Genomic DNA, 18,998 nt, shown 5'->3' on the forward strand with positions numbered 1-18,998 from the left:
CGGGCTTACGTGAGGCCCAGCGCCGGCATCAGGTAGTAGAAGCCGAACACCGCAGCCACGACGTACATCGCGATCGGCACCTCCCGGCCCCGCCCGGCGGCCAGGCGCAGCACCGCGAAGGTGATGAAGCCCATGCCGATGCCGTTGGTGATCGAGTAGGTGAACGGCATCATCACCATCGTCACGAAGGCCGGGATCGCGATCGTGTAGTCGGCCCAGTCGATCTCCTTGACGGAGTTCGCGAGGATCAGGAAGCCGACCGCGAGCAGGGCCGGGGTGGCCGCCTGGGACGGGACCATCGTGGCGACGGGCGTCAGGAACAGCGCCACACCGAACAGGGCGCCGGTGACGACGTTCGCGAATCCGGTCCGGGCGCCCTCGCCGACGCCTGCCGTGGACTCCACGAAGGCGGTGGTGGCCGACGAGGAGCTGGCACCGCCCGCGGCGACGGCGAGGCCGTCGACGAACAGGACCTTGTTGATGCCCGGCATCTGCCCCTGGGCGTCGGTCAGCTTCGCCTCGTCGCTGACGCCCATGATCGTGCCCATGGCGTCGAAGAAGCAGGACAGCAGGACGGTGAAGACGAAGAGGATGCCGGTCAGCGCGCCGACCTTGTCGAAGCCGCCGAACAGGCTGACCTCGCCGATCAGGCCGAAGTCGGGGCTGGCGACGGGGTTTCCGGGCCACTTCGGGGTCGTCAGGCCCCAGGACGGCACGTTCGCGACGGCCTCGATGACGACCGCGAGCACGGTCATCGCGACGATCGAGATGAGGATCGCGCCGGGGATCTTGCGCACGATCAGCGCGAGGGTGAGCAGCGCGCCGAGGATGAAGACCAGCACCGGCCAGCCGTTGAGGTGGCCGTCGCCGCCGAGCTGGAGCGGGACCGTGGTCTGGGCGACGTCCGGGATGCGGGAGACGAAACCGGAGTCGACGAGGCCGATCAGCATGATGAACAGGCCGATGCCGATGGAGATGGCCTTGCGCAGGCCGTAGGGCACGGCGTTCATCACGCGCTCGCGCAGTCCGGTGGCGACGAGCAGCATGACCACGAAGCCGGCCAGGACCACCATGCCCATGGCGTCCGGCCAGGACATCCGGGGCGCCAGCTGGAGCGCGACGACCGAGTTCACTCCGAGGCCGGCGGCGAGCGCGATCGGCACGTTGCCGATGACGCCCATGAGGAGGGTGGTGAACGCCGCCGTCAGCGCCGTCGCGGTGACGAGCTGTCCGTTGTCGAGCTGATGCCCGTACATGTCCTTCGCGCTGCCGAGGATGATCGGGTTCAGCACGATGATGTAGGCCATCGCGAAGAAGGTGGCGAGACCGCCGCGGATTTCACGGGGCAGCGTGCTGCCGCGTTCGGAGATCTTGAAGAAGCGGTCGAGTGCGCCGTAAGTGGGCCCGGCTCCCGGCTGTTCAGGGGTGGGGGCCTTGGCAGGAGCCGAGGTGGGCATGCTTTTGGTTGTTCCTACGAATAGAAGTGGTCAGACACAAACCGTTTCAGTATGAACATATAAGGGCTGGATCTGCTATCTCCGCGCGTAGATACGCGTGGACGCGATCGCTTCGTACCGGGATCCGATCGCCTCGTAAGCTGTCCCCCATGGCCGGTCTTTTCTCGGGATCCCCCAAGCACGAGGCGCCGGAGCCCCTGGAGGGCCCCGTGGTCGCCACCATCACCGGCGGCACGATCCTCTGGTTCGTCCTCTTCGTCGTCCAGCTCCCCTTCTACGGCTGGTTCGACGACCGCGGACAGGCCTGGTGGGTGTGGACCTGTCTGGCCGGCGGCGGGCTCGGGCTCATCGGCATCTGGTACGTCCGCAGGCGCGACGCCGCCCTCAAGCGGGCGGCGGCCCTGGAGGAGGGCCGGGAAAGCACGGGCGAACCCCAGTCGTCCTGAGGTACCGCGCCGTACGACCACGGCACGACGCCGGTCCTACTGCGGTCGGAACTTCCGTGCACTCGGCGGGTGAAGGCGTAGATCCGCACGTACCGTCGAAGGCATGACGCATACCGACGCGGGCGCCGAAGTGGACAACCCTGTGCACCCTGTTCGCGCCCCGGTGGCGACGGGCGGGCTGACCGCCGCCGAGGTGGCCGAGCGGGTCGCCCGGGGGGAGGTCAACGACGTTCCGGTGCGCAGCAGCCGGTCGATGACCGACATCGTCCGCGCCAACGTCTTCACCCGGTTCAACGCGATCATCGGCGTGCTCTGGGTGATCATGCTGTTCGTCGCGCCCATCCAGGACAGCCTCTTCGGCTTCGTGATCCTCGCCAACACCGGCATCGGGATCGTCCAGGAGTGGCGGGCGAAGAAGACCCTGGACTCGCTGGCCGTGATCGGCGAGGCCCGGCCCACCGTGCGGCGCGACGGGGTCGCCGACGAGGTCAGCACCTCGGAGATCGTGCTCGACGACCTGATAGAGATCGGGCCGGGCGACAAGGCCGTCGTGGACGGCGTGTGCGTCGAGGCCGACGGGCTGGAGATCGACGAGTCACTGCTCACCGGCGAGGCCGACCCGGTCGTCAAGCAGCCGGGCGACCAGGTGCTGTCCGGCAGCTTCGTCGTCGCCGGCGGCGGCGCCTTCCAGGCCACCAAGGTCGGGCGCGAGGCCTACGCCGCCCAGCTCGCCGAGGAGGCGTCCCGCTTCACGCTGGTCCAGTCCGAGCTGCGCTCCGGCATCTCCACCATCCTCAAGTACGTGACCTGGATGATGGTCCCGGCCGCGACCGGCCTGATCATCACCCAGCTCGTCGCCAAGGACAACGAGCTCGACGACTCGATCGCCCGGACCGTCGGCGGCATCGTGCCGATGGTCCCCGAGGGGCTGGTGCTCCTCACCTCGGTCGCCTTCGCCATCGGCGTCATCCGGCTCGGCCGCAAACAGTGCCTCGTGCAGGAACTGCCCGCCATCGAGGGCCTCGCCCGCGTCGACACCGTCTGCCTCGACAAGACCGGCACGCTCACCGAGGGCGGCATGGACGTCACCGAGCTGCGGCCCCTGGCCGGCAACGACGAGGAGTACGTGCGCAAGGTGCTGGGCGCCCTCGGCGAGTCCGACCCCCGCCCGAACGCCTCCCTCCAGGCCATCATCGACGCCTACCCCGACGCCGAGGACTGGCGCTGCACCGAGTCCCTCCCCTTCTCCTCCGCCCGCAAGTACAGCGGCGCCACCTTCAGCGAGGGCAACGGCGAGGCCAGTTCATGGCTGCTGGGCGCGCCCGATGTCCTGCTCGGCGCCGACGATCCCGCCCTGGCCGAAACCGATCGGCTGAACGAACAGGGGCTACGGGTCCTGCTGCTCGCCCGGGTGGGCCGCGACCTCGACGATCCCGAGGTCGCCGAGGGGGCCAAGCCCGCCGCCCTGGTCGTACTGGAGCAGCGGCTGCGGCCCGACGCCGCCGACACCCTGCACTACTTCGCCGAGCAGAACGTCCGCGCCAAGGTGATCTCCGGCGACAACGCGGTGTCGGTGGGCGCGGTGGCGACCAAGCTCGGGCTGACCGGCACGACGGTCGATGCGCGCCGGCTCCCGCAGGACCGGGACGGGATGGCGACGGCCCTCGACGAGGGCACGGTGTTCGGGCGGGTCACCCCGCAGCAGAAGCGGGACATGGTGGGCGCGCTGCAGTCCCACGGGCACACCGTCGCCATGACCGGCGACGGCGTGAACGACGTCCTCGCCCTGAAGGACGCCGACATCGGTGTGGCCATGGGCTCCGGGTCGGAGGCCACCCGCGCGGTCGCGCAGATCGTGCTGCTCAACAACAGCTTCGCGACGCTGCCGTCGGTGGTCGCCGAGGGGCGTCGGGTCATCGGCAACATCACGCGCGTGGCGACGCTGTTCCTGGTCAAGACCGTCTACTCGGTGCTGCTGGCGCTGATGGTGGTGTGCTGGCAGGTGGAGTACCCGTTCCTGCCGCGCCATCTGACGCTGCTGTCCACCCTCACCATCGGCGTCCCCGCCTTCTTCCTGGCCCTCGCGCCCAACAGGGAACGCGCGAAACCCCACTTCGTACGGCGGGTCATGCGGTACTCGATCCCGGGCGGGGTGGTGGCCGCCGTGGCGACGTTCGCGACGTACCTGATCGCCCGTCACTACTACACCGGTGAGGGCGCGCTGGACGCGGAGACCAGCGTCGCCACGCTGACGCTCTTCCTGATCGCGATGTGGGTGCTGGTCATCATCGCCCGGCCGTACACGTGGTGGCGGGTCGCGCTGGTGGCGGCGATGGGGCTCGGATTCCTGGTGGTGCTGGTGGTGCCGTGGCTGCAGGAGTTCTTCGCGCTGCGGCTGGTGGGCATGACGATGCCGTGGATCGCGGTGGGGATCTCGGCGGTGGCGGCGGTCACCCTGGAGTTCGCGTGGAGGTGGGTCGACCGCCGCGTTCCCGCCTAGGCCCTGTCGTTTGGCTTTGGACGGGAGGGATGACGCCGTGGGTCACCGCGCGACCGTTGTGGCTGGTCGCGCGGTTCCTCGCGCCCCTGGGGGGTTGTCCTACTGGACGTCGACGAAGTCGCCCGTGGCGTTGACCGCCGGGGTCGTGCTCGTGCCCGCGAAGCTGTAACGGAAGTAGCCGTCCTGAGCCGCGGTGACCGTGGTCTTCAGGTTGCCCGTCGAGTTGGACTTGATCGTCTTGACGGTGCTGTAGGTGGTGCTGCCCTTCTTGCGGAACTGCAGCTTCACCGACTGGTTCGTGTAGCCGTGGTACTTGTTGTCCTCCCAGTTCGCCCGGGAGAGCTTGCCGGTGACCGTGATGGTCTTGCCCTTCTTCACCGGCTCCGGCGAGGCGTTGACCGTCAGCTGGGAGTTGCGCTGGATCAGGGTGGTGGCGAGGCCGCCCTTGCGCTGGTAGCCGACCTTCGTGATGTCGAAGGTCTCGCCCGCCGGGTCCTGGCCGTTGAAGGCGGTGGCCTCCGCCGCGGCCGCCCAGGTACCGGCGTCCGAATTGCGGATTTCGTGGTCGCCCGGGTAGACGTCGATGGTGCCCTTGCAGTTGGCAGTGGTCGCGGAGGTCGCGGTGCACTTGGCCGGCTTGTTGCCGTAGAGCGTGTTCTCCGGGCTCGGGAAGGCACCCTTGTAGATATAGGGATCGGTGATGAAGTCGGCAGCGGCGATCTTGACGTCCGCTCCATGGGTCAACGTGTACGTCACCGTGGTGGAGACGTGGTTGGTCGTGCCGACCTTGACCGCCTTGGCGATCTTGAAGTTGGAGAAGGAGACGTTCAAGGCGTAAGGCTCACCCTCCTCGGGGGCCCTGCCGGATGCGGCGAGCGCTGCCTGGCGGATCTTCGCAACGTCCGCGCGGTAGGAGTCGTCGGCCTGTGCGGCCGGCACGGCGAGGACGGAGAGGGCCAGGGCGCCGGAGACGGCGGCCACGGTGGCTCTGATGCGCATGCGTTCCCCTGGTACGGAATGGGGCCCCGCTGGTCGTCGTTCCCTGCTTTGCTGGTCACATCGGGGCCCGGGTCATCGTGGGACCTGTTGGCCCATGTGATCAGATTGGCGGCGGGCGTCCCCGGTTGTGCGGCGAGTGCGCAATCTTCGTGAGCTTCGTCACGAACTCCCATCTGTGGCCGGGAGTTCGTGACGCTGCCCTTGTCTTTCCTACGGCGCTGCCTACTAATTCACGTCGACGAAGTCGCCCGTGGCGTTGACCGCCGGGGTCGTCGCCGTGCCCGCGAAGCTGTAGCGGAAGTAGCCGTCCGTGGACGCGGTGACCGTCGTCTTCAGGTCGCCGTACGAGTTCGTCTTGATGGTCTTCAGCGTGGTGTAGGTGCTGGAGCCCTTCTTGCGGAATTGCAGCTTCACCGACTGGCCGGCGTAGCCCGCGTACTTGTGGGTGTCCCAGTTGGCGCGGGTCAGCTTGCCGGTGACCGTGATGGTCTTGCCCTTCTTGACCGGCTCCGGCGACGCGTTGACCGTCAGCTTGGAGAAGCGCTGGAGCTTGGTGGTGGCCAGGGCCTCCTGCTCCGCGTAGCCGACCTTGCTCCAGTCGATGTCCTCGGCGAGCGGGTCTTGGTCGTTGAAGTCGTACGCGTAGCCGGCCGCCTTCCAGGTGGTGGCGTCGGCGTTCGTCAGCTCGAAGTCCGGGTAGACGTCGATGGTGCCCTTGCAGTTCGCGGTGGTGGACGAGGTCGCCGTGCAGACCGGCCACTCGTCGCCGTAGAGCAGGTTGTCCCACTCGCTGTAGGAGGCGCCGCGGTAGATCTCCACGTCCAGGTAGAAGTCCGTGGCGTTGAGGTCGATGTCCGCGGCGTGCGTGACCTTGTAGGTCACCGGCACGGTCACCCGGTTCGTCGTGCCTGCAACGATCGGCTTGCCACTGTTGACCTTCACGTTGGAGAAGGAGAGGGCCAGGGCGTACGGCGTACCCGCGTCCTGCGCGGTGTAGGCGCTGCGGGCGGACTCGCCGGGAGCCTGCCGCGCCGATTGCACGGCCTTCCGGACGTCGTCCTTGCCATACGAGGAACTGTCGGCGGCCTGCGACGCCGGCACGGTGAGGGCGGAGATGGCGAGGGCGCCCGAGACGGCGGCCACGGTGGCTCTGATGCGCATGCGTTCTCCACATGGAGAGGGCCCCGCGGTCCTCGGTCACGCTGTTCAGGGTCGCGCGGGGCTCAATTGATCAAGGAGTCTGTTGACTCGGATGATCAGATCTGCGACGGGGTCGGATGGTTGTACGAACCGTGGAGATTTTGTGTGCGGACGAGGGCCGCCCCGGAGTGCGGAGGCGGCCCTGTCGCTTGCGTGCGCTGCTAGACCTTCGGCCACATGGTCTTGCCGGCCGCCAGTGCACCCTTGCCGTCACCGGCGTACCAGCGAAGATCGCCGGTGGATCCCAGGGCCGCCAGGTCCGCCTTGCCATCACCGTTGAAGTCACCACCGACTACGGCTCGCATGGTGCCCCAGCTCTTCTCCGGCCACATCGAACGTGCCTTGTCGAAGGAGCCGTCGGCCTTGCCCGGGTAGAGGTGGAGCGAACCGTCGGCGGCGACGGCGGCTATGTCGTCCCGGCCGTCACCGGTGAAGTCGCCGGTGGCCATGTGCTTCTTCTTCCACGTCTTGTCCGGCCACATGGACTTCTTCTGGATCACCAGCTTGCCGGACGCATCCCGCTTGTACGTGTAGAGCGAGCCGTCGGGCCACTGGAAGAGGAGGGTGTCGCGGCCCGGCGTGCCGGTGCGGAGCGTGGCCACAGGCAGGCCGTCCTTCCAGGCGGCGTCGGTCCAGAGCCGTTCGTGATCCCAGAAACCGCCGACGGTGGGGAACGTCACGCGCTGCCGAGTCGGACTGGCTCGACGACAAGGTCAACAAGAAGCTCGTGGCCTACCTGAAGTGCCGGACGTTGCTCCCCGGGTACGAGAACGCCCCTATCGGCTTGCGATTCACGAAGTCCGGGATGGACCCGCGGTTCCGGGCCGCGCTGCATGAGCGGTTCGAGCAACTCAGGCAGCAATACCCTAGCCTCGACCTAAGACTGGAGATTGCAGATTGAGCTACCCATTCGAGTGCGGTGATGAGACGCTCTGGGACGCGGGTTACCACAGCGGACAGCTATATGCCTCCTTCGTCCAGGGAGCGTCCGAGTTTCTGGAGGTTCCGTCCGGTCTGACGCCTACCCGCGAGGGTGGCTGCGAGGTGGATCCGGCGGCGTTGCAGGACTTCACTGCACGGCTGTACCGGCTCTACTCCTCCACAAACAGCGACGTACTGCGTGGGCTCACGCAAGGCCTGCTGGTCACATCGCTCGTCCTGATGGAGCGGGTGGGCGGCGCCATCGCCCTCCGGCCCGAGCACGAGGCACACTTGAGAGAACAGATGACGGCCTTCGCACATTCCATGGCATAGCAGGCCGAGGCTCGCTGCCTGCGGCACGGTAAAAAGGGCGCCCCCGTGACTCCGGGGGCGCCCTCATGCGTAACGTTCACGCTCTCAGTCGAACCACCGATCCCGAGCCAGCTCCTCCGTCCGAGACGGATCCTCCAGCAACGCCGCCACCTCGAACCGTCGCGGCCACTGCCCCGCCGCCCAGGCGAGCCCCGCGGCGACGCCCTCCAGGGTCGAGGCGTGCAGGGTGCCGTCGTTCGTGTGGCGCCAGTCGATCTCCACGCCGTCGACGACGAGTTCCTCGTGCTCGACGTACGACCGGGGCGTCCGCGCCCCGAGCAGTACCCGTACGGGCTCCGGTACGTCGTGCTCGGTGCCCTCGGAGTCCACGTCGCCGGTGACGGACTCGCTCAGCCGGCGCACCTGGAACAGCTCGGCCAGCTCGGCGGCACGCGAAGGCCGTACGGGAAGCAGCGGCACACCCTCCGTGAACGGCAGCAGGTCGGGCGAGTCCACGACCACCGCGTCCGCCGCGTCCACCACCTCGACCCGCCCGTCGATCACGGCCCGCAGCTCGTCCGGCAGGGTCACCTGCTCGGGGTCGAGGTCGGCCAGGGCGCCGTACAGGGCGTGCAGCTGGGCGGAGGTGACGGGGCGGTCCGGGTCGGCGAGGCGGTCGAGCAGCTCGGCGCCGCCGCCCGGCTCGTCCAGCAGCGCGGCGACGGAGGTACGCACCCCGAGCGCCCGCAGCACCTGTTCGTCCTCGAAGCCGGTCGCGTCGGCCTCGTCGTACAGGCCGCGCAGCAGCGGGTCGCCACCGGAGGCAAGGAGCCCGGCCGGGCGGCGGCCGTCCAGCACCGGGTGACCGCGCAGCCACCAGGCGGTGTACGGCCGTACGACCTCGTGCGTGCCGTCGGGCAGCAGGATCCGCACCTGCTGGGTCAGCGCGTCCCGAAGTGGCGGCTGGGCGAGCAGGGCGAGGGCCTGGGGCCACTTGTCGTCGTCCACCAGGTCCAGGTCGCGTACGGCGATCAGCTCGGTGGCGACCGGCGGTACCGGTGTGTCCGGGAAGCGGTCGAGGATGTCCTCGCTCCACACGTCCACGGCGTCCAGCAGGCCCGCGTCGTCGGGCTCGGCGAAGTCGCCCTCACGCGGCTCCAGTTCGTCCGGGTCGAGGACGACGTCCGTGGCGCGCACGAGCGCGAAGTTCGCGAGGACACCACACGCCGCGAGCGGCTGCTCGCCCCACTTCTCGGCCAGTTCGGGGTCCACGGTGGCGAGTTCGCCGTCCCGCATGACCTGGTGGAAGGGGCTGCCGGGGAGGACGAGTTCACCGGCGGGCGCGGGCTCGCCCTCCTCGTCGGGCAGCGCGAGTGCGCCGAGCCAGGGCTCGTCACCGGGCTCCAGGCCTGCTTCGCGCACGAGGGCGAGGACGGTGTCGGCCAGTTCCTCGGCGTCGGGCGTGTCCTCTTCCCAGCTCAGCGCGCCTTCCTCGTCCAGGGATGCGGCGACCGCTGCGCGCACCTGGGGGGTGGTGAGGACCGCGCGGGGCGTGGCCGGCAGGGCGCCGAGCTTCTCCAGGAGCGGGTGGGCGGCGTCCGGGTGGGCGACCTTGAGGCCGAGGCGGGCCAGGATCTCCGGGTCGACGGGGGCGCCGTCGGAGGTGGGGAGCAGGATCTGCCGGGGGCCGATGGTGGTGCGCCCGTCGGCCAGCGGCACGGGGAGGCCGGACAGCCGGTCCGGGTCCACCCCGGCGAGGCTGTCGTAGAGCCGCCGCCACCAGCCCGGCGCCTTCTCCAGCCCGGCGAGGCGGTCGATCGCGTCGGTCAGCGGGACTCGGGCGACGCCCAACGTCCGCAGCTCCACACGCCGTTCGAGCCCGGCGGGGAGGAGGGTGGGCAGTACTTCGGCGAGGACTTGCACGGTGTCGGCGCCGGCGCCTTCGACCACCTCGGCGTCCCGGGGCCGCAGGGACTCGGGCAGCTCGGAGTCCTGCTCCTGCGGCTCGACGGCGGGCGGCAGGAAGGAAGTGCGGGGCAGGCGCTCCAGGATGGCCTGGCGCAGGGCGCCGTCGAGTTCGCCCTTGCCGAGCGGGCCGGGCACGAGGCCGATGATGCCGTCGCTCACCGGGCGCCAGTCGGCGAGCAGTTCGGCGTACGCGTCCGCCGCCCGCTGCACGAGGAAGTCGGTGAGCGGGCCGGGGGCGGCGTGCCGACGGGTGGTGTCGAGGGGGAACGAGGCGATGAGGAGGGCGGGGACGCCGAGGGCCTCGTCGCTGGGCGTCGGCGCGTGCACGACGGGGGCGGTGCGGGGCCGGGCGGGCGTGCTGTCGGCGGCGTTGACCGGGACGGCCCAGGTGAGCGACCAGTGGGGGCGCAGCCGCTCCTCGACCGGGCGGTCGGCGAGCAGTTCGGGCGTGAGCGGGCCGTGGGCGGCGGCCGTACGCCAGTGGGTGACGCCGTTGGCGGAGTCCTCCACGACCGCGAAGGGGCCGTCGGTACCACGGCGCAGGGTGCGCGGCTCGGCGTCGCCGACCTCGATCACGACCTCCTCGAGGCCGGGCAGGGCGAGGAGCAGGGCGTCGTCGACGGAGTGCAGCAGCCGCTCGGCGAGGTCGGCGGCCGCGGTGTCGCGCAAGGGGAGGATGACGACCGTGTCGTAGGGGTCCGGGGCGGTGCCCTCGGCGGCGAACGGCAGGCGCAGCAGCGGCACATGGCCGTCCCGCCGCCGGATCTCGTCCCCCAGTCCGGGGCTGTGTGCCGCGGTCTCCCGGGCCAGTTCGCGGGCCTCGGCGAGGGACCACCGGACACCGCCGTGCCGCCCGACGACGGCGGGTTCGTCGGTGACCGCGATCACGGACGCGAAGCCGACACCGAACCGGCCGACGGAGGCCGAGTCCCGCTTGGCGGAGGCGCGCAGGGTGGCCAGCGACTCGACGCCGCCCGCGTCCAGCGGAGCACCTGTGTTGGCGGCGACGAGAACACCCTCGCGGAGGGTGAGCCGGAGCTTTCCGGGCACTCCCGCTCTGGCGGCGGCGTCGGCGGCGTTCTGAGCGAGCTCGACGACGAGCCGGTCCCGGTACCCGCCGAGGACGAGGTCCTCCTCGGCGTTGGCGTCCTCCCGGAAACGGGCGGGACTGGTGGCCCAGGCGTCCAGCACACCGCGACGCAGGCGGGCCGTGCCGAACGGGTCGGCGCCTTCGGGTGCGGGCCGCACGAACTTGCTCACGTTGACTCTCCTCATCGGCGTGATGATGAAGGTACCGCCGATGGGAGGCGCGTGCGCTTCCCGCCCGCGGCGCTGCAGACGCGCCTTGCGACCTTCCCGGCCGTCCCACCGGACGGACGTCTCACAACTCCCTTGCCGCACCGGCAGTTGGCTGCCTAGCATCGCGTTCACTATCGCGAATCGATTGTTGTTCCGGTGCATCGGGGGCCTGGCGTGACGTTGGTGATGGCGGTGGCGGCCGTCTGGGGCGTACTGCAACTTTTCGCGATTTCCTCACCGACGCGTTCGGTGCGCCTGTCGACCGTGCTGCTGGCCCTGGCGGTGGGCGTGTACGGGTGCGGCGTGGCGACGGCGTTGGTGGAGTTCGCCTACACCCGTGTCTACGCGGAGCAGTCGGGCCGGTCACTGGTGACGGTGGTGAACACCACCAGCTACACGGTGGCTCCTTGGGTGGAGGAGTTGCTCAAGGTTTCCCCCTTGCTGCTGGCGGGGCTGAGCCTGCGGGTCCGCCGCCAGTGGGGGCTGACCGACTTCGTCGTGGTGGGCGCGGCTCTCGGGGCGGGTTTCGGGCTGCTGGAGGCGGTTCTCCGGTTCGGCTTGGACGCGGACCAGGCGATCACCCGCGGCGAGGGCTGGATCGTCCCCGACAGCCTGTCCCCGCCCTATGTGCCGGGCCTGGGTCAGGTGCTCACGTCGTGGCTTCCGGCCCCGTTCAGCCAGCTGGACCTGGGCGGCCCTCCGGCCACAGAAACGTTCACTCACCTGGTGTTCACGGCCATGGCCGGCTTCGGGGTCGGGCTGCTGTGGCGCGCGCACGGCTGGATACGCCTGCTGTCTATCCTCCCGATCGCGGCTGCCGCCGCCCACCACACGGTGAACAACTACGCGGTGCAGGAGCACTCCGCCGGGACCAGGGAATGGCTGGAGTCCCTGAACGGGCCGGCATGGGCCGCGCCACTCGTGTGCCTGGCCATCGCCATGGCCGCGGACCTGCGCCGACTCCACCGCGCCAAGGGCGCCATGCCCGACGTACTGCTCGCTTCCGAACGTGCCGACGGCGACAGCCTGGGAGCTCTGCTGCGGTACGCGGCCTGGCGTCTGCCGTGGAGCCTGCTGATCGTCCTTCGTTACGTCAGGCTGCGGCGCTCCTTGCTGTACGCAGCCGCCGAGTCGACGCCGCCCGGCGAAACGAGGGACCTACGTCGGGTCGTCGCCGGGATCACGGCCCGGATGGACGCGTCCGACAACCAGCGCGCGTGGCAGTCGCTGAACATCCGCGCGTGGCTGAAGGCGACCCGGGCGGCCCGGCGTACCCGCGAGCGATGGCTCCTGCTGATCCCGTGCGTGCTCATGCTCCCGGCACTGCTGTTCCTGGGCGTCGGCTCGTTCACCTCCACGGCCGGCCTCCAGGAGTACTTCAGTACCGGCGCGGGGCCGAAGATCCTCATGGGCTTCGGCATTGCCGCCCTGGCCTGGATCGCGTACCAGCTGGTCACCCTCTTACGCACCTGGCGTCCGGCATCGGCACAGCCGATGGGGGAGGTACTGGCGGCCCACCGCTTCCGTGTCGGAACGGCACTGGGGGCGGCGACCACCGGCGTCCTCCTACTGTGGCGCGGACTCGGCGCCGCGGGCCCCGACGGCAGGGCCATCCGCACCCTCCACCTCCTCGACGCCCTGAACACCTTCCTCGTCCACCTCGGCTTCGCCCTCCTCCTGCTCTCGCTGCTCGCCCTGTTTCCCCCGGGAGGGTTCGCGCTGGCCGGAGGCGGGATGGTCGGCGCGCTCACGGCCGAGGCGGCGCTCAGTGCCGGGGTGCTTGGTACGGCCGGCGTCGTGCTCATGGGGTTGGGCGCGTCGAACGGGTCCGGCGGGGACTACAACGCTTGGCCGAGGAGCAAACGCAAGGGGCGCCAGAAGCCGGAGCACCGGGCGGATGTCCGTGGGGACGAGGGGAAGAGCCTTGGGGGCAAGAGCAAGGCTCATACGATCGACAGGCACGTCGACAAGACCATTGCCGGGATGCGTAAGCGCTTCCGCGGAGACCCGGATCTCAAGTCGGACTCACGCTACGTCGACGTCGATGCGGCACAACGCTTTACGGACAAGACTCTCACCATCGAGACAAACCAACGGAAGGTATCTGCTTGGCTGGCCAATGGCGCGAAGGGAACGTTGCGGCTGGAGGCGAAGTTTCGCGAGCCCACAGGACTCCACCTCACGCGGTACGACTTCACCCACGGACAACCAACGAAGTGGGTGAACCGCGTTCGTGTCGTCCTCAAGGCTGACTCGTCGGCGGCATCCGGATACCGCGTCCTCACTTCGTTCCCTATGCCCTGAAACCCACTCTTGGAGCAAGCGATGAGTCAGGCACTCCCACCCGAGCCGCGATTCTACGAACTCAGCGAGCTGCTGGAGGCTTACGCGAACACCGGCTTCACATTCTCCGACACTCCAGAGACCCCGGGCCCTGGCCTGGCCTCATATCTCAGAATCGCTGCCCGTGACCCGGCGCGCGCATCGACGGCTGTCCATCAAATTGACGACCTGCTCTCCGTCGGACTCTTCTCCGACGAGATCGCGGATGACGTAGAGAACCTGCAGCACATCCGCCCTCCGATGGGCACCAGCGTGGAGCACTGCCTGCGCATCGCTCGGGACCACCTCAACCGCTTCCTGGAAGACCCATCGCGAGTCCCCCAGATGAACCCGCAGAACAACTGGGAGTGGAATGAGCGATTCCCCGAGTTGAGCCAATTGCTCGGCGGGCGCTTTCATCAAGATTTCTCATACTTCTATGATTCTCGCGATGCGGCTCTCGACGAATACATCAGCGAAGTCGAGCCGGAAACCCGCACACAGGCAGCACAGGAAATCAATGAACTTCTCACGATGGTGTCCTCGGATCAGGAGCTCGACACGGCAACAACAGCGTTGGGGCTCGACCTTCTGCCGCCGGAGGGGACGTCACTCCGGCAATGGCTGGAACTGATCCGCCGGCGAATCACTGCCGCGTAGCGATATCTGGACGTGGCGGAGCCCGGGAGTCGTATCCAGCTCCCGGGCCCCTGGGGATGCCACCCAATTGCGCACGCCGGCGGCGTTTAAGAGGTCGGATCAGTCATCATGCCGTCGTGTTCTTCCTTTGAACTACCGCACCACGCAAGAGGTGCAGGCGAGAGTCGAACTCGCATCCGACGGCGTTCGTCCGGCCTCGGTCGATCCGGCGATCGGCGGCAATGCTGAGACTGGAGCGAGAGTCTGAGATTGACCGCGGCTGTCCGCCCCGTTGGGCAGGCGCCGCTTCTTCAGGCTGAACTTCAGTGTCAGCTTGCGCTCATCGCGCGAACCGGTCCTCATCCCGGCCCGCGCCTGTTGCGCACCCCCGCGCTCGCACGCGGGGGCGATCATGGAGGCTACCCGTGACCGGCGTCAGCCGAACAGGTAGCCGAACACCGCGTCGCCGACCCGCTGATCGGTGACCTCGGCACCGTTGGCCTCCTCGCGGGCGAACTTCACAGCCTGCTGGAGCTTCTCGACCCGCTCCACCAGTTCATTGACCCGCCGCGCCGGAAGGGCCCCGGAGAACTTCACGGTCGTCCAGTACCCGATGGGCACGTCCTCGTAGTACACCTCGACCTGCGCCGGGTGCTTCTCCGTCGCCTCCGCCTTCACGTGGTTGCGCGGAACCTTCTTCGTACGGATCGTGCGGACCGGGTCCGTCTTCCACCAGTCCGTGGACGGGTCGGGGGACCACGACTCGGCGGCGTCGAGCGTGGGAAGCTTCTTCACGAAGGTGTGCAGGTCGGTGAGCTGCTTCTCCAGGAAGAGGAGGTAGCTGACCGGAACGTCGGCGACGACCGTCCGCCCGTCGACCGTGACGTCGGCGCGTGCCGAGCAGTTGGCCCAGTCCTTCGTGGCGGTCACGTCGAACAGCCGGGTCAGCGACGCGGACATCTCCCGCAGCACGTCCTCCGCCTGCACCTGCACACGCGTGGACTCGGGCGGCAGTTGCTCGCCCTCCTCGTCCTTCGGCTGGTACGTACGCGAGATACCTGCCAGCAGTGCGGGCTTCTGTACCTTGTGGTGCGCCGCGGTGATGTCCTGGAGCGACTTGCTCTTGACACCCTTTTCGACAGCGATGATCTGATTCAATTTCGCCACGAGATCCCCCTTCGAACAGGCAGAAACGTATCCCACCGGCTCGAACGCGTGCACTCCCTTTTCAGGTGACTCACAGGGCGTGAGAGTCAGCCTGTCCCGTCTGATCCGCCGCGCCCGCAGGAGTTAGGTACGGGAGTCGGCCGCGTACGACACGAAGTCGGCCCAGGCCTGCGGGGCGAGCGCCAGTCGGGGGCTGGTGTCGCGGTACTTGGAGTCGCGGACGTGGATCGTGCGGGGCGCTATCGCGATCTCGACGCAGGACTCGCCGTCGGTGCCGCCGCTGTAGCTGCTCTTGAACCACGCCAGCTCGGAGGCGTCCCAGGCAGAGGTGTTGCGGACCACGCTTCCCCCAAGCACTTGTATGGGCCTCAGCCCTCGGACGCGTAAGTGACGAATGCAGCCCAGGCCTTCGGGGCGAGCGCTGGATGATCCCGCCCAGGCCGAGCGGCTGGGAAGCGGACGACCTCGACCACCTCCCGCAAGCACCGCGGCACACCGAACTCATCGACGGAGCCCTGATCTTCAGGATGTCGCCGCAGCGGTCCTGGCACTCCCGGCTGGTGGAGAACCTGACCTTCGCGCTCAGGCAAGCGGCGCCCGAGGGCTTCGAGACGGAGCACGAGATGACCGTCCGGCTCGACAAGAAGAGCCGACCGGAGCCCGACGTCCTGGTCACCACCGCCGCATACGACCCCGACCGCACCTGGTACGCGCCCGCCGACGTCGGCCCTGGTCATCGAGGTCGTCTCGGAGGAGTCCGCGGACCGCGACCGGTCCCTGAAGCCCTTCAAGTACGCACAGGCCAGGATCCCTCATTTCTGGCGCGTCGAGGACGAGGCCGGCGCACCCACCGTCCACACCTACGAACTCGACACCATGACCGGCACGTACGTGGCCACCGGAATCCACCGTGAGCGTCTGAAGGCCGCCGTCCCCTTCCCGACCGACATCGACCTCAAGAACCTCGTGCCCTGACCTCGGCCGGGAAGAGAAGCCGTCGCCGGCTCCTCACCGCGTACTACGAGTGCCCCAGCTCCCCCGAGTCCCCGTCCGCCCCCACCGACACCGACCCCGAGTCCGGCGCCGGGCGCAACGGGAAGGGGTCCACGCGGGTCTCGTCGATCACCGGCGGAGCCGGGCGCGGGGGCTTGGGCATGATCGCGGCCTCGGAGTGGCCGCCGCAGCCGTACGTCAAGGACACCACGCGGCCGTCGGCCGGGGAGAACTCGTTGGCGCAGACGCCGAAGGCCTGGCCGAGGGAGCCGCCGATCGGAGCCAGGAAGCCGCAGGTGACGCAGGAGGCCGGGGCCGCCTGGGCCATGGGGGTCTTGGCGCCGTACCCCTCCTCCCAGCGGTCCGCGGCGACGTGCAGGCCGTAGCGGGACAGGACGCGGGCGCGGCGCATGCCGAGTTCCTCGGCGACGGCGGCGATCGAGCCGCGGGAGGGCGCCGCCGGCAGGTTCGCGGGGGCGGTCGCGGTGACGTCCGCGTCCTCCGCCTCGACCAGTTCGGCCATCTCCTGCGAGACCGGCGAGTTCGGTCCCGGTTCGTCCTCGCCGGTGTAGCCGGGCTCCAGGCGGAGGTCCTCGGCGTCCGTGGGAAGCAGGTCGCCCGGGCCCATGTCGCCGGGGCGCAGGCGCTCGCTCCACGGCACCCACTCGGGCGCGAGGAGGGCGTCCGGGCCCGGCAGGAGGACCACCTCGTCGAGCGTGACGACCTTCGCGCGTGAGGCGCGGGCCACCGTCACCGCCCAGCGCCAGCCGCGGTACCCGAGTTCCTTGCACTCGAAGAAGTGCGTGACAACGCGGTCGCCCTCGGAGACCAGACTCGAGTGCTCGCCCACCACGCCGGGGGCGGCGGCCTCCTCGGCGGCACTGCGGGCGAGGTCGACCGCCTCGGCGCACAGACGGTCGGGGGTGCGGCTTCGCGTTGTCGCTGCGCTCACAGGTATCGCTTCTCTCCTACGCCGTCTCTCGGGTGCGGTGCCTTGAGGCGACGGAGCAGACGGAGCGGACCTGTGGGCCGCGTCGACGTCCGCGTCCGAATCACGCTCGGGCGCACCTACGTCATCCATTGTGCGGGATGGCTGAGATACGCACGCTACCTGCTCGCGGGCGCTGGGCCTACACCGACGGCCCTTTCACCGTGCGCGGCGGGTGGCGGAACCTTTGCCACCGGGCCATCGGTTGCCCCGTACCGATCCGAGTCCCTGCCCCCCATACGCGCCGTAACCGCACTACCCACCCCCATCTCGGGGCACTATTGCGTCGTGGCAACCGCGAGGCAGCCCGGAGGAGCCACCGGCATCGGTGGCGCCAAGGGCGGCCGCAATCGAGGTGGCGGAACGGGCCGGAAGCGCGGCTCCCTCCGCGCGCTCGGCCGTGCCCTGCACTTTCCGTTCACCGGCCCGGCACGCGGCATCCGCAAGGCCACCCACGCGCACGGAGCCGGGGAGTCCGGCCTCGGCAAGCTGATCGAACTGCACGCGGTGAACGGCGCCGGGGACATGATGATCACCGTCGCCCTCGCCTCCACCGTCTTCTTCTCCGTCCCCACCGACGAGGCGCGCGGCCGGGTCGCCCTCTACCTCGGCATCACCATGGCGCCGTTCACGGTCCTGGCGCCCGTGATCGGCCCCCTCCTCGACCGCGTCCCGCACGGCCGCCGCGCCGCGATGGCCGGCGCCATGTTCGCCCGGGCGATGCTCGCGCTGGTGCTGGCCGGGGCCGTCGCCACGGGCAGCATCGAGCTGTATCCGGCCGCGCTCGGCGTCCTGGTCGCGTCCAAGGCCTACGGCGTCGTCAGAAGCGCCGTGGTCCCCCGGCTCCTGCCACCCACCTTCTCCCTGGTCAAGGCCAACTCCAGAGTCACCCTCGGCGGCCTCCTCGCGACCGGCATCGCCGCCCCCATCGGCGCGGGACTCCAGGCGCTCGGGCCGCGCTACCCGCTCTACGGCGCCTTCGTGATCTTCGTCGCAGGTACGATCCTGTCCTTCACCCTGCCGCCGAAGGTCGACTCGGCCAAGGGCGAGGACACCGCGCTACTGGCGGCCGACGAGCAGCATCTGCACGGGCCGCACCGCCGGCGTGTCAAGCGCCCCGGGCTGCGCACCGTCGGCATCGCCGTCACCCACGCCCTCGGCGCCAACGCCGCCCTGCGCTGCCTCTCCGGCTTCCTGATCTTCTTCCTCGCGTTCCTGCTGCGCGAGCACCCGATGTCCGGCCAGAGCGCGGCCGTGTCGCTGGGCATAGTGGCCGTCTCGGCCGGGGTCGGGAACGCGTGCGGTACTGCGGTCGGTGCCTGGCTGCGCTCCCGGTCACCCGAGATCATCATCGTGACGGTCGTGGGCTTCGTGCTGCTGGCGGCGCTCACGGCCGCGGCCTTCTTCGGCGCGGTCGTGGTGGCGTTCCTGGCGGCGACCGCCGGGTTCGCCCAGGCGCTGGCCAAGCTGTCCCTGGACGCACTGATCCAGCGGGACGTGCCCGAACTGGTCCGTACGTCGGCGTTCGCGCGCTCCGAGACGCTGCTGCAGGTGTCCTGGGTGCTCGGCGGCGCGATCGGCATCGTGCTGCCGCTGAAGGGCTCCCTGGGCCTGCTGGTCGGCGCGGCGATCGTCGCCACCGGCTGGCTGACCACCATCAAGGGCCTGATCGGCTCGGCACGGCACGGCGGCCACAGCCACCCAAGCGTGACCTGACGCGCCGTCCCCCCGGCCCGGCGCACGGCACGCCGCCCCCCGCGTAGAGAGAGCGTCACACGCGCCCGATA

At 69.5% G+C, this 18,998-nt stretch carries 14 protein-coding genes and 1 pseudogene; 7 read left to right on the top strand and 8 right to left on the bottom strand.

From position 1 onward, the window contains the following. Positions 1-5 precede the first annotated feature (5 nt). The gene (locus AB5J55_RS18735; RefSeq protein ID WP_369271791.1) at positions 6-1,457 is read right to left on the bottom strand and encodes an NCS2 family permease; all 1,452 of its coding nucleotides are present in this window, start codon (positions 1,455-1,457) and stop codon (positions 6-8) included. Positions 1,458-1,606: 149 nt separating this feature from the next. On the opposite strand from AB5J55_RS18735, the gene AB5J55_RS18740 reads away from it, so the two are divergent. Next, entirely contained in the window at positions 1,607-1,903 is a 297-nt protein-coding gene (locus AB5J55_RS18740) for a DUF2530 domain-containing protein (protein ID WP_369271792.1), read from the top strand. A 103-nt stretch (positions 1,904-2,006) separates the two neighbouring features. Then, positions 2,007-4,403, top strand: a complete 2,397-nt coding sequence (locus AB5J55_RS18745) for a cation-translocating P-type ATPase (protein ID WP_369271793.1) — start codon at positions 2,007-2,009, stop codon at positions 4,401-4,403. 99 nt (positions 4,404-4,502) lie between these two features. Here the strand turns inward: AB5J55_RS18745 and AB5J55_RS18750 are convergent, their stop codons facing one another. The 3 genes from AB5J55_RS18750 to AB5J55_RS18760 all read right to left on the bottom strand — a co-directional run bounded on the left by AB5J55_RS18750 (position 4,503) and on the right by AB5J55_RS18760 (position 7,282). Continuing rightward, positions 4,503-5,402, bottom strand: coding sequence for a hypothetical protein (locus tag AB5J55_RS18750; RefSeq protein ID WP_369271794.1), 900 nt, complete (start codon positions 5,400-5,402; stop codon positions 4,503-4,505). A gap of 225 nt (positions 5,403-5,627) precedes the next feature. After that, positions 5,628-6,563 carry a hypothetical protein gene (locus AB5J55_RS18755; RefSeq protein ID WP_369271795.1) on the bottom strand — a complete coding sequence of 312 codons (936 nt, stop codon included), beginning with the start codon at positions 6,561-6,563 and terminating at the stop codon, positions 5,628-5,630. 200 nt (positions 6,564-6,763) lie between these two features. Beyond that, on the bottom strand, positions 6,764-7,282 hold the full coding sequence (locus AB5J55_RS18760) for an FG-GAP repeat domain-containing protein (RefSeq protein WP_369271796.1): 519 nt from the start codon (positions 7,280-7,282) through the stop codon (positions 6,764-6,766). Positions 7,283-7,499: 217 nt separating this feature from the next. Here AB5J55_RS18760 and AB5J55_RS18765 point away from each other — a divergent pair, with 217 nt between their 5' ends. Then, positions 7,500-7,856 carry a DUF6086 family protein gene (locus AB5J55_RS18765; protein ID WP_369271797.1) on the top strand — a complete coding sequence of 119 codons (357 nt, stop codon included), beginning with the start codon at positions 7,500-7,502 and terminating at the stop codon, positions 7,854-7,856. A gap of 84 nt (positions 7,857-7,940) precedes the next feature. Here the strand turns inward: AB5J55_RS18765 and AB5J55_RS18770 are convergent, their stop codons facing one another. Beyond that, positions 7,941-11,078 carry a sacsin N-terminal ATP-binding-like domain-containing protein gene (locus AB5J55_RS18770; protein WP_369271798.1) on the bottom strand — a complete coding sequence of 1,046 codons (3,138 nt, stop codon included), beginning with the start codon at positions 11,076-11,078 and terminating at the stop codon, positions 7,941-7,943. Positions 11,079-11,276: 198 nt separating this feature from the next. On the opposite strand from AB5J55_RS18770, the gene AB5J55_RS18775 reads away from it, so the two are divergent. Both AB5J55_RS18775 and AB5J55_RS18780 read left to right on the top strand, forming a co-directional pair. Beyond that, positions 11,277-13,406: an RNase A-like domain-containing protein gene (locus AB5J55_RS18775; protein WP_369271799.1), complete on the top strand. Its 2,130-nt coding sequence runs from the start codon at positions 11,277-11,279 to the stop codon at positions 13,404-13,406. 21 nt (positions 13,407-13,427) lie between these two features. Continuing rightward, positions 13,428-14,084, top strand: a complete 657-nt coding sequence (locus AB5J55_RS18780) for a contact-dependent growth inhibition system immunity protein (RefSeq protein WP_369271800.1) — start codon at positions 13,428-13,430, stop codon at positions 14,082-14,084. A 414-nt stretch (positions 14,085-14,498) separates the two neighbouring features. On the opposite strand, the gene AB5J55_RS18785 is transcribed toward AB5J55_RS18780, so the two are convergent. Both AB5J55_RS18785 and AB5J55_RS18790 read right to left on the bottom strand, forming a co-directional pair. Beyond that, entirely contained in the window at positions 14,499-15,230 is a 732-nt protein-coding gene (locus AB5J55_RS18785) for a hypothetical protein (RefSeq protein ID WP_328426920.1), read from the bottom strand. Positions 15,231-15,353: 123 nt separating this feature from the next. Then, entirely contained in the window at positions 15,354-15,572 is a 219-nt protein-coding gene (locus tag AB5J55_RS18790) for a DUF397 domain-containing protein (protein ID WP_369271801.1), read from the bottom strand. An 83-nt stretch (positions 15,573-15,655) separates the two neighbouring features. Here AB5J55_RS18790 and AB5J55_RS18795 point away from each other — a divergent pair. Continuing rightward, positions 15,656-16,205: pseudogene (locus AB5J55_RS18795) on the top strand (Uma2 family endonuclease). Between the two features lie 43 nt (positions 16,206-16,248). Here the strand turns inward: AB5J55_RS18795 and AB5J55_RS18800 are convergent. Further along, entirely contained in the window at positions 16,249-17,175 is a 927-nt protein-coding gene (locus AB5J55_RS18800; protein WP_369271802.1) for a DUF3027 domain-containing protein, read from the bottom strand. 324 nt (positions 17,176-17,499) lie between these two features. Here AB5J55_RS18800 and AB5J55_RS18805 point away from each other — a divergent pair, with 324 nt between their 5' ends. After that, positions 17,500-18,927 carry an MFS transporter gene (locus tag AB5J55_RS18805; protein WP_369271803.1) on the top strand — a complete coding sequence of 476 codons (1,428 nt, stop codon included), beginning with the start codon at positions 17,500-17,502 and terminating at the stop codon, positions 18,925-18,927. Positions 18,928-18,998: the final 71 nt, after the last annotated feature.

It is taken from the genome of Streptomyces sp. R11, from assembly GCF_041051905.1.
Lineage (GTDB): Bacteria > Actinomycetota > Actinomycetes > Streptomycetales > Streptomycetaceae > Streptomyces.

Bases quoted from the DNA above. Each gene is read 5' to 3' on its own strand.
- AB5J55_RS18735 (WP_369271791.1), bottom strand. From the start codon at position 1,457: ATGCCCACCTCGGCTCCTGCCAAGGCCCCCACCCCTGAACAGCCGGGA.
- AB5J55_RS18770 (WP_369271798.1), bottom strand. From the start codon at position 11,078: ATGAGGAGAGTCAACGTGAGCAAGTTCGTGCGGCCCGCACCCGAAGGC.
- AB5J55_RS18750 (WP_369271794.1), bottom strand. From the start codon at position 5,402: ATGCGCATCAGAGCCACCGTGGCCGCCGTCTCCGGCGCCCTGGCCCTC.
- AB5J55_RS18740 (WP_369271792.1), top strand. From the start codon at position 1,607: ATGGCCGGTCTTTTCTCGGGATCCCCCAAGCACGAGGCGCCGGAGCCC.
- AB5J55_RS18745 (WP_369271793.1), top strand. From the start codon at position 2,007: ATGACGCATACCGACGCGGGCGCCGAAGTGGACAACCCTGTGCACCCT.
- AB5J55_RS18780 (WP_369271800.1), top strand. From the start codon at position 13,428: ATGAGTCAGGCACTCCCACCCGAGCCGCGATTCTACGAACTCAGCGAG.
- AB5J55_RS18755 (WP_369271795.1), bottom strand. From the start codon at position 6,563: ATGCGCATCAGAGCCACCGTGGCCGCCGTCTCGGGCGCCCTCGCCATC.